The sequence below is a fragment of the Streptomyces brevispora genome (assembly GCF_007829885.1).
GTDB lineage: Bacteria > Actinomycetota > Actinomycetes > Streptomycetales > Streptomycetaceae > Streptomyces > Streptomyces brevispora.
The window spans coordinates 2,103,684-2,119,024 of sequence record NZ_VIWW01000001.1 but is presented as its reverse complement, the minus strand read 5'-3'; the positions used below and the strand labels follow the sequence as shown (position 1 = coordinate 2,119,024).

Genomic DNA, 15,341 nt, shown 5'->3' with positions numbered 1-15,341 from the left:
CCCTCGACAGGCACCCCCGACTACCGAGGACTCCACCCGTGGCAGGACGATTCGCTCCCCGCAGCGCCCCGCACGCGGCCGTCCCGCACCAGGTGACGACGCCCGCGCCGGCGGCACTGACCCGTGACTGGACCCCGCCGGGCCCGCTCGATCTGCGGCTCGTCCTCGGCCCGCTGCGCCGAGGTCCCGCCGACCCCGCCTTCCGGATGTCCGCGGACGGCTCCGTCCGGCGGGCCAGCCGCACCCCCGCGGGCCCCGGCACCCTTCATGTCGTCGCCCGCGACGGCCGGATCGAGGCGGCCGCCTGGGGGCCCGGCGCGGCCTGGCTGCTGGACCAGCTGCCGACGCTGCTGGGCGCGGCGGACGAACCGGAGGCCTTCACCCCGCGCCACCGGCTGCTCGCGGCGACCCACCACCGCCGGCCGGGACTGCGGCTGCTGCGCACCGGCCTGGTGATGGAGTCCCTGATCCCGTCGGTCCTGGAGCAGAAGGTCACCACGGACGAGGCGTACCGCGCCTGGCGCCTCCTGGTCCGCAAGTACGGGGAGCCGGCGCCCGGCCCGCAGGAGTACGGCCTGTACGTCATGCCGGACGCCCGCACCTGGTCGCTGATCCCGTCCTGGGAGTGGCACAGCGCGGGCGTCGACAGCAAGCGCTCGGCGACGATCCTGCGCGCGGTCCGGGTGGCCCGCCGGATGGAGGAGGCGGCCGCCATGGAGCTCACCGAGGCGATGGCCCGGCTCCAGGCGATCCCGGGCATCGGCCCCTGGACGGCCGCCGAGACCCTGCAACGGGCGAACGGCGCCCCGGACGCGGTGACGGTGGGCGACATCCACCTGCCCGGCATCGTCGGCCACGCACTGGCCGGAAACCGGAACGCCGACGACGAGGAGATGCTGTCCCTCCTGGCCCCCTACGAGGGCCAGCGCCACCGGGCGACCCGCCTGATCATGCTCTCCGGCAACACCCCGCCCCGCCACGCCCCGAGAATGACGAGAGGCGACATCGCCCGCCTGTAGGCCCCTCCGGCCGCCGTCGCAGCCCGCCCGGCGATGGAGGACCGGGCCCGGGTCGGAGGACCGGGGCCGCCCGGGTCAGAGCCCCGCAACGAGACAGAGCCCCGCAACAGGTCAGAGCCCCGCAACAGGTCAGAGCCCCGCAACAGGTCAGAGCCCCGCAACGGGGCACAGCCCCGAAACCCACCCCGCCCACACCCACACACGGCCGCAGCCTCACCGCACCGCGACGAACGCCTCCGCAGCCCGCTCCGCCCGAGCGGACGGCGCCCCCGCGGCCCGCCCCACCGCCACCGCGCCCAACGGGTCCCACGACGACGGCAGCTCCAGCACCTCCCGCACGACATCGCGGCAGAACATCGTCGAGGACACCCACGCCGACCCCAGCCGCTCACCCGCCAGCGAGACCAGGAAGTTCTGGATCCCGGCGCCCGCGGCGACCACGAACATCTCGCGCTCCGCCGTGTCCCGCCGCTCGTCCCCGTACGTGTGGGAGCCGTCCATCACCAGACACGGCACCACCAGATACGGCGCCCGGCGCAGCACATCGCCCCGCCGCACCCGCTTGGCGACCGATTCCTCGCTCTTCCCGTCACGCCGCAGATCCGCGATCCACGCGTCCCGCATGGCGTCCAGCAGCCGGGTCCGCGACTCCGGCGACTCCAGCAGCACGAACCGCCACGGCGTCGTGTGATGCGGCGCGGGCGCCGTCACCGCCGCGGCCACGGCCCGCCGCACCGCGCCCGGGTCCACCGGATCGTCGGTGAACTCGCGCACCGTGCGCCGCTGGGTCACCGCCTCCCGTACCGCCTCGGACGTCCCCAGCCGGAACATGTCGTCGGCCGCGACCCGCACCATCGCCCGTGCGCCCCCGGCGTCGGCCGGGTCCACGACGTGGCCGAGCCCGCGCACCACCGCCACCGGCAGCCCGTCCGCCTTGCCCTTGACCAGGTCCCCGGCCGAGGCCAGCTCGTCGGCGGTGGCGACCACGGTCGCGCTCAGCGGATTGCCGTGCGCGTCGCTCCCGCCGCGCAGATCGTCCAGTACCCGCACCCCGGCCGCCCCGATCGCGACATCGGTCAGCCCGTTGCGCCAAGGGCGCCCGAAGGTGTCCGTGACGACGACGCCGACCTCGACGCCGAGTGTGTCCCGCAGTCCTTCGCGGATCGCCCGGGCCGACGCGTCGGAGTCCTCGGGCAGCAGCAGGACCGTTCCGGCGGGGGTGTTCGAGGCGTCGACCCCGGCCGCGGCCATGACCAGGCCCTGCCGGTTCTCGACGATCCGCAGCGCACCGCGCCGCGCCACCACCCGTACCGTCTCGGCGTCGATCGCCGCCTCCCGGTCGGTGGCCTCGACGATCCGGCCCTCAGCCTTGGAGACGATCTTCGAGGTGACGAGCAGGACGTCACCGTCGGCGAGACCGGGCTCGGCGGCGGCGATCAGCTTCGCGAGATCGTCCCCGGCCCGCACCTCGGGCATCCCGGGGAGCGCCCACACCCGGTACGAGGGTGCGGCGGCGGAGGTCGCGCTCATGCCCGTACCTCCTCGGCGAGAACCAGTGCCTGCCGTGCCATCTCGGCCGTGGCGGCGACATCGGTCATCATCAGCGGTACGGAACGGCAGCGGATCCCCGCGGCCTCCACCTCGTCCACCGCGCCGGCGTCCACGGTGTCGACGAGCCAGCCGTCGAGCAGCCCGGAGCCGTAGTGCGTGGCCACCGCCGCGGCCGTGGCCTCGACGCCCACCGCGGCGAGCACCTTGTCCGCCATCCCGCGCACCGGTGCGTCACCGACGATGGGGGAGAGGCCGACGACCGGCACCCCGGCCTCGGCGATGGCTTCCCGGATCCCGGGCACCGCAAGGATGGTCCCGATGGACACGACGGGGTTCGACGGCGGGAAGAGGATGACGTCGGCCGAGGCGATCGCCTCCAGGACGCCCGGCGCAGGCTTGGCCTGTTCGGCACCGACGGGCACGATCGCCCGCGCCGGGACGGAGGCGCGCAGCTTCACCCAGTACTCCTGGAAGTGGATGGCTCTGCTCTCGCCGTCGGCATCGACCGCCACATGCGTCTCGATCCGGTCGTCGGACATCGGCAGCAGCCGGACGCCCGGCTTCCAGCGCGCACAGAGCGCCTCCGTGACGGCGCTCAGCGGATAGCCCGCGCCGAGCATCTGCGTCCGGACGATATGGGTCGCGAAGTCACGGTCGCCGAGACCGAACCACTCGGGTCCCACGCCGTAGGCCGCGAGTTCCTCCTTGACGTGGAAGCTCTCGTCGGTACGGCCCCAGCCCTGGTCCTCGTTGATACCACCGCCGAGGGTGTACATCACGGTGTCGAGGTCGGGGCAGACCTTGAGCCCGAACAGATGGATGTCGTCACCGGTGTTGCCGATCACCGTGATGTCCGCGTCGGGCGAGGCCTCCTTGAGGCCACGCAGGAAACGAGCACCACCGATACCGCCGGCCAGAACCACAATGCGCATGCGGACAGTTTGTCAGGCGAAGCCCGGTACTCGGCGGCGGGCCGTCAGACGGTGGCTTCGGCCGGGGCGCACTGGGCGGAGTGCATCGGCATGTCGGTCAGGCCCGGGTAGTAGATGTGCAGACTGACGGCCGGTTCGAGGGAGTCGTTGACCACCTCGTGGACGTAGCCGGGGGCGAAGACGCGCTGGGCGCCGGGGCCCAGCGTCCGCTTCCCGCGATCCGTACGCTCCGTCAGTTCGCCGTCCAGCACGGTCAGTACGCCGGAGGACAGACCGTGGTCGTGCAGCCCGCTGCCCTGGCCCGGGATCCAGCTGAGCAGCCAGACGTCATAGCCGAGCGGGGTCTCCCCGGCCCGGGCGGAGCCGGGAGTCGGCGGAACGCTGAGCAGCCGGTGATACCAGCGGGTGGTGGCGTCGTACTGGACCAGCGGGGCCCACCGGGAGCGGTCGCCGGCGATGGAACGGGCGAGCCCGACGAACTCCGCCACCGTGGCGGGGTGCTCACGGGCGGGGCGCAGGAGGTGCTGGACCTCAAGGAGGTCGCCGGCGATCTGGAGGTCACTGTCGCTGTTCATGGGTGCGGTGCTTCCTCGGCAGGAGTGCAGATGCAGTGGGGATGCAGGGGCGTCGCGAGGCCCGTGGGGACCGGGTGACCACGGGCCGCGAAGGCCACAGGGGGAGGGTCCGGGGGTCCGGGACGAGCTGTGTCGGGCTGGAGCGCGAGGGCTTCAACAGCTGAGACAGCTGGAACAGCAACAGCGAGCCTGAACAGCGCTACGGAACCCACGGACGTGGGTGACGCGCATCGCTGAGGTCACTGGCATGCCATCAAGGAGAACCGGAGAAACCACGACTGTCAACCCAATGCCCGATTTAGGGTTATTGTTTCCCCTCATCCGGTTGTTCCGGAGGGGTAAAGGTTTGTGCCGTGTTCGGGGTGGAGATGTGGCGCACCAAGCGCACCCGCAAACGCGGTCGCGGCCCCGTGACCCGACTGTGATCTTGGTCGCTTCGGTGACCGAATCGCAACGCGTCCACCCCCTCGGGAGTTCACCTCCGTGACGGGTGTACCCGTGACAGGGCCTATGGCATATGTCAGGTCTCTGGTGATTTGAACACTTTCCGCATACGCTTGGTGCCGCAGAGTGAATGCCGGGCCCAATAGCAGATCTGCGCTTGACTGGCGCGAAGCTACACACTTGTAATTTCACTCGTGTCGTTCGGCCGATTCGGTAACGGCCGCATCACGGGGACGCAAGAGACAGACGAGGGGCGCACATGACCGAGCTGTTCCAGCAACTGCTGGTCGAGGACGCGGATGAGGAACTCGGCTGGCAGGAGCGCGCACTGTGCGCCCAGACCGATCCCGAGTCCTTCTTCCCGGAGAAGGGCGGATCGACCCGCGAGGCGAAGAAGGTCTGTCTCGCCTGTGAAGTCCGGTCCGAATGCCTTGAGTACGCCCTCTCCAAAGACGAGCGATTCGGCATCTGGGGCGGTCTTTCCGAGCGCGAGCGGCGGCGCCTGAAGAAGGCCGCGATCTGACGCACCGCAGCCGGGACACCGGGCCCGAGGAGCTGAGCCCGGCGAGTCCGACCGGGAAGTCTCCGGCCAGGCGAGCCCGGCCGGAAGTCCTGGCCCGCCGAGCCCGGCCGGAAGACGCCGGCCCCGAGGAGCGGACCGCCCCCGGGCCCCGGCCGCACATGGCCCGCCGCCTGCACCCTGCCCGCAGGCGGCGGGCCATTGCCGTGTCCGCCGTACCCGCGGTACCCGCCGTGTGCGCAGTCCGCGCACGGCCGCCGCCGCCCCGGGCCACGGCTCCGACGGGCCCGGCCCGCAGCCCTCGGCCGCTGTGCGGGCGCCCTCGTTCAACCGGTCCGCGCCACCCCGGTTACCCGTACCGTTAGTGTGGGGCCCCGTCCGAGACGCGCCAACGACCCGACAGGGCGCGCGTGTACACCGATGCAGCCACCGGGGGTACATTCCCCCGGACCCGGCCGGAGGGCCCGTACCTCGATGTCCGTGCACAGCCATTCGACGGCGCCGTACGCGGCCGCCGCCGCCCCAGAGTTCCCCCGGCATGTCGTCACCGCCGTGCTCGTCTCCCACGACGGCGCACGCTGGCTGCCCGACGCACTCGCCGGGCTGCTCGGGCAGGAACGCCCCGTGCAGAGCGTCGTCGCCGCCGACACCGGCAGCGCCGACGACTCCGCGCGGCTGGTCACCGAGGCGCTCGGCGCCGACCGCGTCCTGCACCTCGCGCGACGTACGAGCTTCGGCACCGCCGTCGACGAGGCGACCGGCACCGCCGGTGTCCTCACCCCCGACGACCTGCCGTACCTGAAGCGCCCCAGCGGCTGGGACCCGGTCACCAGGTCCTGGCGCGACGACGCCTACGACCTGCCCGACCTGCCGCACGGCGAACCGGTGCAGTGGCTCTGGCTGCTCCACGACGACTGCGCGCCCGAGCCCGACGCACTCGCCGAGATGCTCCGCGTCGTCGACAACGACCCGCACGCCGCGATCGTCGGACCCAAGCTCCGCGGCTGGTACGACCGCAGGCAACTCCTCGAGGTCGGCGTCTCCATCGCCAACAGCGGACGCCGCTGGACCGGACTCGACCGGCGCGAGCAGGACCAGGGCCAGCACGACCAGGTCCGTACCGTCCTGTCCGTCTCCACCGCGGGCATGCTGATCCGCCGTGACGTGTGGGAGGAGCTCGGCGGGTTCGACCGCAGCCTCCCCCTGATGCGCGACGACGTCGACCTGTGCTGGCGCGCCCACATGGCCGGACACCGGGTACTGGTCGCCCCCGACGCCGTCCTGCGGCACGCCGAGGCGTCCGCCCGCGAACGCCGTCCCATCGACTGCGCCGGGCGGTCCGTCTCCAGCCCGCACCGCGTCGACAAGGCCGGCGCCGTCTACACGATGCTCGTCAACGCCCGCGGCAAACTGCTCCTTTGGGCGCTGCTCCGGCTGGTGCTCGGCACCCTGCTGCGTACGCTCGCCTACCTCGTCGGCAAGGCGCCCGGCCAGGCGCTCGACGAGGTCGCCGGACTCCTCGGCACCCTGCTGCGGCCCGGACGGATCCTCGCGGCCCGCCGCGCACGCGGCAAGGGGGTCATCGACCCGGCCGAGCTGCGCGGGCTCTTCCCGGCGCCCGGCGCCACCGTCCGCGCGACCGTCGAACAGGTCGCCGGGAACTTCGGCGGCTCCACGGAGGCCGAGTCCGGCGGCTCGCGGCACGGTGCCGTCGAGTCCGGACCCGGCGGCGACGACGCCGACTTCCTGGAGATCGACCAGTTCGCCAAGCTGAAGCGGGTCGGGCGCAAGCCGGGACCGGTGCTCTTCGCCGTCCTGCTCCTGGTCTCCCTCATCGCCTGCCGCAGCCTCCTCGGCGGCGGCGCACTGGCCGGCGGCGCCCTGCTGCCCGCCCCCGGCGACGTGTCCGAGCTGTGGGGCCGGTACGCGGACAGCTGGCACACCGTCGGCACCGGCGGCACCCAGACCGCACCGCCCTACCTGGCGATGATCGCGGCCCTGTCCGCGCTGTTCCTCGGCTCCACCGGTTTCGCGCTCACCCTGCTGCTGGTCTGCTCGGTCCCGCTCGCCGGACTCACCGCGTACTTCGTCTCCCGTCCGCTGATCCCCTCACGGCTGCTGCGGGCCTGGGCGAGCGTCGCGTACGCCTTCCTGCCCGCCGCGACCGGCGCCCTGGCGACCGGCCGTCTCGGCACGGCCGTACTGCTCGTCCTGCTGCCCCTGATCGCCCGCGCGGCCGTCTCGGCGCACGGCATGCGCGGCAGCGGCGACAGCCGCGGCAGCTGGCGCGCCACCTGGGCGTACACCCTTCTGCTCACCCTCGCGATGGCGTTCACCCCCATCGTGTGGCCGCTCGCCGTAGTGCTCGGCATCGGTGTCCTGGCGCTGCGCCGCAACGACATCACGGCCTACGCGCTCCGCTTCCTCGCCGCCGTCGGCACCCCGCTGCTCGCCCTGGCGCCCTGGTCGCTGTCGCTCCTGTCCAGCCCCTCGTCCTTCCTGAAGGAAGCGGGCCTGGAGACCGGTACGGGTACCGCCTCCGCCCTCGATCTGCTCGGGATCAGCCCCGGCGGCCCCAAGGCGGCGGGCGGCGTCCTGCTGCTCGGCATCGTGCTCGCGGCGCTGGCCGCGCTGCTGCGCGGGGAGCGGCAGTTCGCGGTCCGGTCCGCCTGGGTTGTCGCCCTGGTCGGCCTGGCCTTCGCCGGCCTCGCCAACGGCTCGGGCTGGGCGGGACCGGCCACCCTCGTCTACGGCGCCGCGCTCATCGCCGCCGCGCTGGTAGGTGCGGACGGTGCCCGGGTACGCGTCGCCGAGCTGAACTTCGGCTGGCGCCAGCCGGTCGCCGTCCTGATCGCCCTCGCCGCGGGGGTCGCCCCCGTGCTGGCCGCCGCGGGCTGGATGATCGGCGGCGCCGCGGGCCCGCTGGAGCGGCGCGACCCGGTGCAGGTGCCCGCGTTCGTCGCCGAGGAGAGCAGCACCCGTGACCAGCCGCGCACCCTGGTGCTCGGCGGCACATCGCCCTCCTCCGTCGCGTACACCCTGGTCCGCGGCTCCGGCGCACGCCTCGGCGATGCCGAGCTGGCCGCGGCCGGCGGCGGCAACAGCCACCTCGACAAGGTCGTCGCCAACCTGGTCGCGGGCTCCGGTGCCAACCAGGGCAGCCAGCTCAGCGGCTTCGCGATCCGTTACGTCCTCGTGCGGGACGGGGCCCCGAGGCAGATGAGCCGGGTGCTCGACGCGACGCCCGGCCTCAGCCGGCTCAGCCAGCTGGACGGCAGCGCGCTCTGGCGGGTCGACCGCCAGGTCGCCCGAATCATGATCATCCCGCCCGCCGCCGGTGACGAGCCGCTTCCGGTCGGCTCCCTCCCGGTCGAGGCTCACACCAAGATCCCTGAGGGCGGCGCGGGCCGGGTGCTGCGGATCGCCGACGCCGCCGACCCGGGCTGGCAGGCCACGCTCAACGGGCGGGCGCTGACCCGCAAGACCGTCGACGGCTGGGCCCAGGGCTTCGAGCTCCCCGCCGAGGGCGGCTCGCTGGACCTCACGTACGAGACGTCCTTCGCGCACTCCGCGTGGATCTGGGCCCAGGTCGCGCTCGCCGTGGTCCTGCTGGTCCTGGCCCTTCCGGGCCGCCGCCGGGAGATCGACGACGACCTGCCCGACGAGACCGCGCCGGTCCCCGCCGAGCCGGTCTCGGGCGAGGGACGCCGGGCGCGCAGGCTCCGCGCGGCCGCCCAGGCGGAGGGCGAGGACGGCGACGAGTACGGCGACGCGGAGGAGGAGGCGCCTCGGGCGGAGTACGTCCCGGCCCAGCAGGCGGCCGAACCGGAACCGCCGGCCCCCGACCACCAGGACGCCTTCGTGCCCCAGCAGGCCGAGGGCGACACCGGCCAGTACGCGGCGGTGCCGCAGCAGCAGTACGGGGAGTGGGACGCCCAGCAGTACCAGGGCGCCGACTACCCGCAGTACCAGGAGGGCCAGTACCAGGAGGGGCAGTACCAGGAGGGCCAGTACCAGGGCGGCCAGTACCCGGACGGGCAGCAGCCGGACGCCTCCGGCGCGTACGACCAGTACGGCTATCCGCAACAGCAGGGCGACTACCCCGCGTACGACCAGGGCCAGTACACCAACACCCCGTACGACCCGGCGAACCCGCAGTACGACGCCCATGCCCAGTACGGCACCGGTGAGCAGTACGCCACCGGCGATCAGTACGGCAACGCCCAGTACGGCGCGGGCCAGTACGGCGACCAGCAGCCGTACGACCCGCAGAACCAGAACCCCGACGAGAACCCCGCCCCGGGCCAGAACCCGTGGCCGACCGGTAACGCATCGCGAGGCGAGTCCGAGTGAAGTCCACCAGCCTGTCCCTCATCGCGGGGGTTGTCGCCCTCGCCGCCGTCACCGGATTCGCCGCGGTCTCCGTGCCCGGGGACGGGGGTGCGACGGAGGCGAAGGCGGCCACCAGGCTGCCCGTGGAGCAGTCCAGCCTGCTCTGCCCGGCGCCCGGTCTCTCGGATCTCGCGGAGACGACGTACACGTCCTTCACCCCGGCCACGAAGGGCGGCGGCGAGGCCGGCACGGCCGAACTGAGGTCGTCCACGGCCAAGAAGGACGCCGAGACGGACGCCGCGAAGGACGACAAGGGCAAGGACAAGAGCAAGAGCAAGGACAAGAAGGCAGAGACGGACAAGCCGGTCGTCGCCCTCAAGGAGCCGGGCAAGCCGGCCACCGCCGATGTGTCCGGTTCGGACGCCCCCGCCCTCGTCGGCACCGCCACCGGCCGGCTGGCCCCCGGCTGGACCACCCAGCAGACCACCACCGTCGAGGCGGGCGACGCCCGCGGCCTGCTCGGGGTCAGCTGCACGGCACCCGACACCGAGTTCTGGTTCCCGGCCGCGAGCACCGCGAAGTCCCGCCAGGACTACGTCAACCTCACCAACCCGGACGACACCGCCGCGGTCGCCGACATCGAGCTGTACGGACCGGACGGCACGCTCAAGTCCGATGTGGGCGAGGGCATCACGGTCCCGGCGGGATCCGGCGTCCGGGTCCTGATCTCGACCCTCACCAGCACGGCGGCCGACGACGTGACCGTCCACGTCACCACCCGTACCGGACGGGTCGGCGCGGTCGTCAGGACCGCGGACAGCACGACCGGCAGCGACTGGCTCACCGCCTCCGCCGGCCCGGCGGGCACCCTGGTGCTGCCCGGCATCCCGGCGGACGCGACCTCGGTCCGGCTGGTCGCCTTCGCCCCCGGCGAGGACGACGCGGACCTGACGGTGAAGCTGCTCGGCAAGACGGGCGCGTTCGCCCCGGTGGGTCACGAGGAGCTCCACGTCAAGTCACGGATGACGGCCGGGGTCGACCTGAAGAACCTCACCCGGGGCGAGGCGGGCTCCCTGCTGCTGACCCCTGCCCGGAAGGACAGGGCCACCCCGGTGGTGGCCGCGCTGCGGGTGGTCCGGGGCAAGGGCGGCAACCAGGAGGTCGGCTACATCCCGGCGACCGGCCCGGTGGGCGCGCAGGCGACCGCGGCCGACAACCGGGCGAAGGGCTCGGTCCTCTCGCTCACCGCACCGGGCGCCGCCGGCACCGTGAAGGTCACGGCGTCCGCGGGCAGCAAGGGCGGCACACCGGTCAGCAAGACGTACAAGGTCGCCGCGGGCACGACGGTGGCGGTCACCCCGCCGGTCCCGGCGGGCCTCAAGGGCACGTACGCGCTGACGGTCGAGACGCAGTCGGGCGGCCCGGTCCACGCCGCCCGCACGCTCACCCTTCCGCGGGACGGCATCCCGATGTTCACGGTGCAGACCCTGCCGGACGACGGCGGAACGGTCGAGGTACCGGCGGCCGTCCAGGACCTGTCGGTGCTGGACGACTGAACACGGCCAGGAGCGGTAGCGGCGGGCGGGGGCCGACGAACACGGCCCCCGCCCGCCGCCGTACTGCGCCGCCGCGCTGCGCCGCTATTCCTGCCCGTACCGCGGATCGACCGACTCCGGCGAGAGCCCGAGCAGGTCCGCGACCTGCTCCACCACGACCTCGTGCACCAGCAGCGCTCGCTCGTCGCGGCTCTTGGTGCGGATCTCGACGGGACGCCGGTAGACGACGATCTGCGCCGGCCGTTCCTTCTCCGCCGACAACGCGCTCCCCAGCGGGACGGTCTCCTCCCCGGTCGTCGGCACATCGAGGACCACGAAGTCGACCTCGGCCAACTGCGGCCAGCGCCGCTCCAGCCGCTCCACGGAGTCCTGCACGAGATCACGGAAGCTGTCCGCCCGGCTGGCCGAGAGCGGCACCTGGGGCGGGGCGACCGGCCCACGCATGCCTCGGCCGTGCCGGTCTCTGCGCCGCGGTCGCGGCTCGGACGAGTGGGGCGGTACGGGACTGTCCATCACCGACGCAGCGTAACGCTCCACGGGGCGAGCGGACGGCGGTCGACCGGCGACTGCCCAGCGGAACCCCGGGCGGTTTCCCAGGGGGATTCGCGAGGGCTTCCCGAGGGGCGAACGGGACTGTCGGTTCTTGAGCGATCCGGCCACGGGGGAGCCCGTTTCAGGCCCCGCTCCCGACCATGGGCCTCCTGCCACATGACCGTATTCGAGGCGCGTGGCGACCGGAAAGGCTGCCGCCGTGACGCGTACCCCCTTGTTGCCCCGCAGGTCAGGGGAGTCGCCCCGGAGGCGGCTGAGCCCGACGCCACAGGGCGACACGGTGGGGTGAGCTGAGGGAGAGTCTTCGCAGCCCGGTCAAGAGTGCGGTAGCGTCCAACATCGTGAGCCCTGTACGTCGCTGTTCGCGCACCGCGTGCGGCCGCCCTGCCGTCGCGACACTGACGTACGTCTATGCCGACTCGACTGCGGTCCTCGGCCCGCTCGCCACCTACGCCGAGCCCCACTGCTACGACCTCTGTGCCGAGCACAGCGAGCGGCTGACCGCGCCACGCGGCTGGGAGGTCGTCCGGCTCGCCGACCCCTCCGCGCCCACCCGCCCCAGCGGTGACGACCTCGAAGCGCTCGCCAACGCCGTACGGGAAGCGGCGCGTCCGCAGGACCGCGGCGACGGGACCAGGCGCGGTGGCGGTCCTCGTACCGCGGATCCGCTGGAGGTCGCCCGCAGGAGCCACCTCCGCGTGCTGCGCTCGCCCGACTCCTGACGCCGGCGGCAGTTTCCCGCACACGAGCCGCGAACTTTCCCGCGCTCTCCCCGCGAGGCTTTCCCTCGCGCTCCCGTGACGCTCCCCTCCCGCTTCCGTCGCGCTCCCGTCCCCGGAGCACGAGGCGACCTGGGCCGCCGGGTAGTTTGGCGGTCCGAAGAAACCCTCAGGAGGACCGTCCCGTGACTGCAGACCTGTCGCAGCTCGTGAAGGCGTACGACGTTCGCGGAGTCGTGCCCGACCAGTGGGACGAAGCCCTGGCCGAGCAGTTCGGAGCGGCGTTCGTCGAGGTGACGGCCGCGGACGCGATCGTGATCGGCCACGACATGCGCCCCACGTCCCCCGCCCTGTCAGGAGCCTTCGCCCGTGGTGCGGCGGCCCGCGGCGCGGACGTCACGATGATCGGGCTGTGCTCGACGGACCAGCTGTACTACGCGTCGGGGTCGCTGGACCTGCCGGGCGCGATGTTCACGGCCTCGCACAACCCGGCGCAGTACAACGGCATCAAGATGTGCCGCGCGGGCGCCGCCCCGGTGGGCCAGGACACCGGCCTGGCCGAGATCCGCACCCTCGTCGAGAAGTGGTCCGTGACCGGTGCCCCGCAGCCGACCGCCACCCCCGGCACGATCACCGCACGGGACACGCTCACCGACTACGCCGCGTACCTGCTGTCGCTGGTCGACGTGTCCGCGATCCGCCCGCTGAAGGTGGTCGTGGACGCCGGCAACGGCATGGGCGGCCACACGGTCCCCACGGTCTTCGCAGGTCTGCCCGTCGACCTCGTCCCGATGTACTTCGAGCTGGACGGCACGTTCCCGAACCACGAGGCCAACCCCCTGGACCCCAAGAACATCCTCGACCTCCAGGCCCGCGTGCTGGCCGAGGGCGCCGATCTGGGCCTGGCCTTCGACGGCGACGCGGACCGCTGCTTCGTCGTGGACGAGCGGGGCGAGGGAGTCTCCCCGTCGGGGATCACCGCCCTGGTCGCGGCCCGGGAACTGGCGCGCAACGGCGGCCGGGGCACGGTCATCCACAACCTGATCACGTCCCTTTCGGTCCCGGAGGTCGTACGCGAGAACGGCGGCACCCCGGTCCGGACGAGGGTGGGCCACTCCTTCATCAAGGCGGAGATGGCCGCACACGGGGCGATCTTCGGCGGCGAGCACTCCGCCCACTACTACTTCCGGGACTTCTGGAACGCGGATACGGGCATGCTCGCCGCCCTCCACGTCCTGGCCGCGCTGGGCGGCCAGGAGGAACCCCTCTCGGCCTTGGTGGCCCAGTACGACCGCTACGCCGGCTCCGGCGAGATCAACTCCACGGTCGACGACCAGCCGGCCCGCACGGCGGAGGTACGAGCAGCATTCGCCGACCGCGAGGGCGTCACCACCGACGAACTGGACGGCCTGACGGTCACGGCCCCGCACTGGTGGTTCAACCTCCGAGCCTCCAACACGGAACCGCTGCTGCGCCTGAACGTCGAGGCCCGCGACGAAGAGACGATGAAGGCCGTACGGGACGAGGCCTTGACCTTGATCCGTGGTTCCGGGACGTCTGGTGCCCCCGCCGTCGCTGGCACGTCCACCACGGGCCCCGGCCGGGCCGCGCCTCAGCCACCCCAGCGGTAGGCTGACGTCGCCCGATCCAAGAGCAAGAAGCAAGTCGTAAGAACACAAGCAAGAACAGCAACAACACGCACCACACCCGTATCCGCCCGAAGGGACCCACCCCATGCCGCTCGAAGCCGGCCTCCTGGAGATCCTGGCCTGTCCGGCCTGTCACTCCCCCCTCGACGACCGGTCGGCAGCCGACAGCCCCGAACTGGTCTGCACGGGCAAGGACTGCGGCCTGGCCTACCCGGTACGGGACGGCATCCCCGTCCTCCTCGTCGACGAGGCCCGCCGCCCCGCCTGAGCGGGCCCCACACCCCGCACGGTGATCAGCACGTGATCGGAGGACCGTCCCCATGCTCGACGAGTCGTTGCTCGACGCCCCGGAAGCCCTGGCCCGAGCCGACCGCCGCGGTCTGCTGCGCGGCGCCGCCGAGGCCGGGGCCAGGGTCCGTACCGCCGCCCGGCACGCGACGGAAGCCGGAATCTCCGAGCTGAACCCGGAGGGCCGCCCACGCGCCGTCCTGGTCGCGGGCTCCGGCACCGCCGCATCCGGCGTCGCCGACCTGATCGGCGCCCTCGCCGGGGCCTCCGCACCGGTCACGCGCGTCCACCCGACCGGCGTCGCACCCGCCGCCGGCGCGATGCGCTGGACGCTGCCCGGCTGGGCCGGCTCCCTCGACCTGCTGCTCATCGTCACGGCGGACGGCTCCGAACCCGGCCTGGCCCTCGTCGCCGAGCAGGCGTACCGCCGCGGCTGCACGGTCGTGGCCGTCGCCCCCCGGCAGTCACCGCTGAACGAGGCGGTCGACGGCGCGCACGGCCTCGTCGTACCGATGGCCTCCGCCCCGCACGGCGAGTACGACGCCGAGACGTCGGCCGCAGGCCCGGGCACCCTGTGGGCCCTGTTCACCCCGCTGCTCGCGCTGCTCGACCGCGTCGGCCTGGTCACCGCGCCCCCGGAGACGCTGCAGAGCGTCGCGGACCGCCTGGACCGCACGGCGGAACGCTGTGGACCGGCCATCGCCACGTACAGCAATCCGGCGAAGACCCTGGCCGCCGAACTCGCGGACACCCTTCCGCTCATCTGGACCGAGGGCGAGGCTGCGGCCCCCGTCGGACGCCGGTTCGCCGCGGTCCTGGCCGAGCTCTCGGGCCGTCCGGCGCTCGCGGCCGAACTCCCCGAGGCGCTCCCCGCGCACGGGGGACTGCTGGCCGGGGCCTTCGCCGCCGGGGCCGACCCCGACGAGTTCTTCCGCGACCGGGTCGACGAGCCGGAGACCCTGCACGCCCGGGTCGTCCTGCTCCGGGACCGGCCCACCGGCGGCCTGAGCGCGGCACCCGCGGCCCGCGAACTCGCTCTGGGCCACGAGACGGCGATCAGCGAACTCGAACCGGAGGAGGGCAACAGGCTCGAAGCCCTCGCCGAGCTTCTCGCGGTCACCGATTTCGCGGCCGTCTACCTGGCCCTGGCCTCGGAAACCCGCACCTGAACCACCACGCCGCAAGCCGCGGGCCCGGCAAGCAC

Annotated in this window: 12 protein-coding genes; 8 read left to right on the top strand and 4 right to left on the bottom strand. The window is 73.1% G+C overall.

What is annotated here, in order from left to right; all coding sequences use genetic code 11:
• Window positions 1-38: 38 nt before the first annotated feature.
• Entirely contained in the window at window positions 39-1,019 is a 981-nt protein-coding gene (locus tag FHX80_RS09730) for a DNA-3-methyladenine glycosylase family protein (RefSeq protein WP_145763834.1), read from the top strand.
• A gap of 213 nt (window positions 1,020-1,232) precedes the next feature.
• On the opposite strand, the gene FHX80_RS09725 is transcribed toward FHX80_RS09730, so the two are convergent.
• The 3 genes from FHX80_RS09725 to FHX80_RS09715 are packed head-to-tail and all read right to left on the bottom strand — an operon-like array spanning window position 1,233 to window position 4,077.
• The gene (locus FHX80_RS09725) at window positions 1,233-2,549 is read right to left on the bottom strand and encodes a coenzyme F420-0:L-glutamate ligase (protein ID WP_145763833.1); all 1,317 of its coding nucleotides are present in this window, start codon (window positions 2,547-2,549) and stop codon (window positions 1,233-1,235) included.
• A complete protein-coding gene (gene cofD / locus FHX80_RS09720; protein ID WP_145763832.1) occupies window positions 2,546-3,502 on the bottom strand; it encodes a 2-phospho-L-lactate transferase in 957 nt (318 codons plus the stop codon). The genes FHX80_RS09725 and cofD overlap by 4 nt, the downstream gene beginning before the upstream one ends.
• A 44-nt stretch (window positions 3,503-3,546) precedes the next feature.
• Window positions 3,547-4,077 (bottom strand): cysteine dioxygenase, encoded by a 531-nt coding sequence (locus tag FHX80_RS09715; protein ID WP_145763831.1) that lies wholly within the window; start codon window positions 4,075-4,077, stop codon window positions 3,547-3,549.
• A 703-nt stretch (window positions 4,078-4,780) separates the two neighbouring features.
• On the opposite strand from FHX80_RS09715, the gene FHX80_RS09705 reads away from it, so the two are divergent.
• From FHX80_RS09705 to FHX80_RS09695, 3 genes are all read left to right on the top strand, one after another.
• Window positions 4,781-5,044, top strand: a complete 264-nt coding sequence (locus FHX80_RS09705) for a WhiB family transcriptional regulator (protein ID WP_024494319.1) — start codon at window positions 4,781-4,783, stop codon at window positions 5,042-5,044.
• Between the two features lie 471 nt (window positions 5,045-5,515).
• Window positions 5,516-9,394, top strand: a complete 3,879-nt coding sequence (locus FHX80_RS09700; protein WP_145763830.1) for a glycosyltransferase — start codon at window positions 5,516-5,518, stop codon at window positions 9,392-9,394.
• A complete protein-coding gene (locus tag FHX80_RS09695; RefSeq protein ID WP_145763829.1) occupies window positions 9,391-10,929 on the top strand; it encodes a DUF5719 family protein in 1,539 nt (512 codons plus the stop codon). The genes FHX80_RS09700 and FHX80_RS09695 overlap by 4 nt, the downstream gene beginning before the upstream one ends.
• An 84-nt stretch (window positions 10,930-11,013) precedes the next feature.
• On the opposite strand, the gene FHX80_RS09690 is transcribed toward FHX80_RS09695, so the two are convergent.
• Entirely contained in the window at window positions 11,014-11,442 is a 429-nt protein-coding gene (locus FHX80_RS09690; protein ID WP_145767177.1) for a metallopeptidase family protein, read from the bottom strand.
• Window positions 11,443-11,822: 380 nt separating this feature from the next.
• Here FHX80_RS09690 and FHX80_RS09685 point away from each other — a divergent pair, with 380 nt between their 5' ends.
• From FHX80_RS09685 to FHX80_RS09670, 4 genes are all read left to right on the top strand, one after another.
• Window positions 11,823-12,203, top strand: a complete 381-nt coding sequence (locus tag FHX80_RS09685; protein ID WP_145763828.1) for a DUF3499 domain-containing protein — start codon at window positions 11,823-11,825, stop codon at window positions 12,201-12,203.
• Window positions 12,204-12,385: 182 nt separating this feature from the next.
• Entirely contained in the window at window positions 12,386-13,831 is a 1,446-nt protein-coding gene (locus tag FHX80_RS09680; RefSeq protein WP_244318191.1) for a phosphomannomutase/phosphoglucomutase, read from the top strand.
• Between the two features lie 103 nt (window positions 13,832-13,934).
• Entirely contained in the window at window positions 13,935-14,117 is a 183-nt protein-coding gene (locus FHX80_RS09675; protein WP_018552946.1) for a Trm112 family protein, read from the top strand.
• A gap of 52 nt (window positions 14,118-14,169) precedes the next feature.
• Complete coding sequence (locus FHX80_RS09670; protein WP_145763827.1) at window positions 14,170-15,306, top strand: SIS domain-containing protein; 1,137 nt, start codon at window positions 14,170-14,172, stop codon at window positions 15,304-15,306.
• Window positions 15,307-15,341 lie beyond the last annotated feature (35 nt).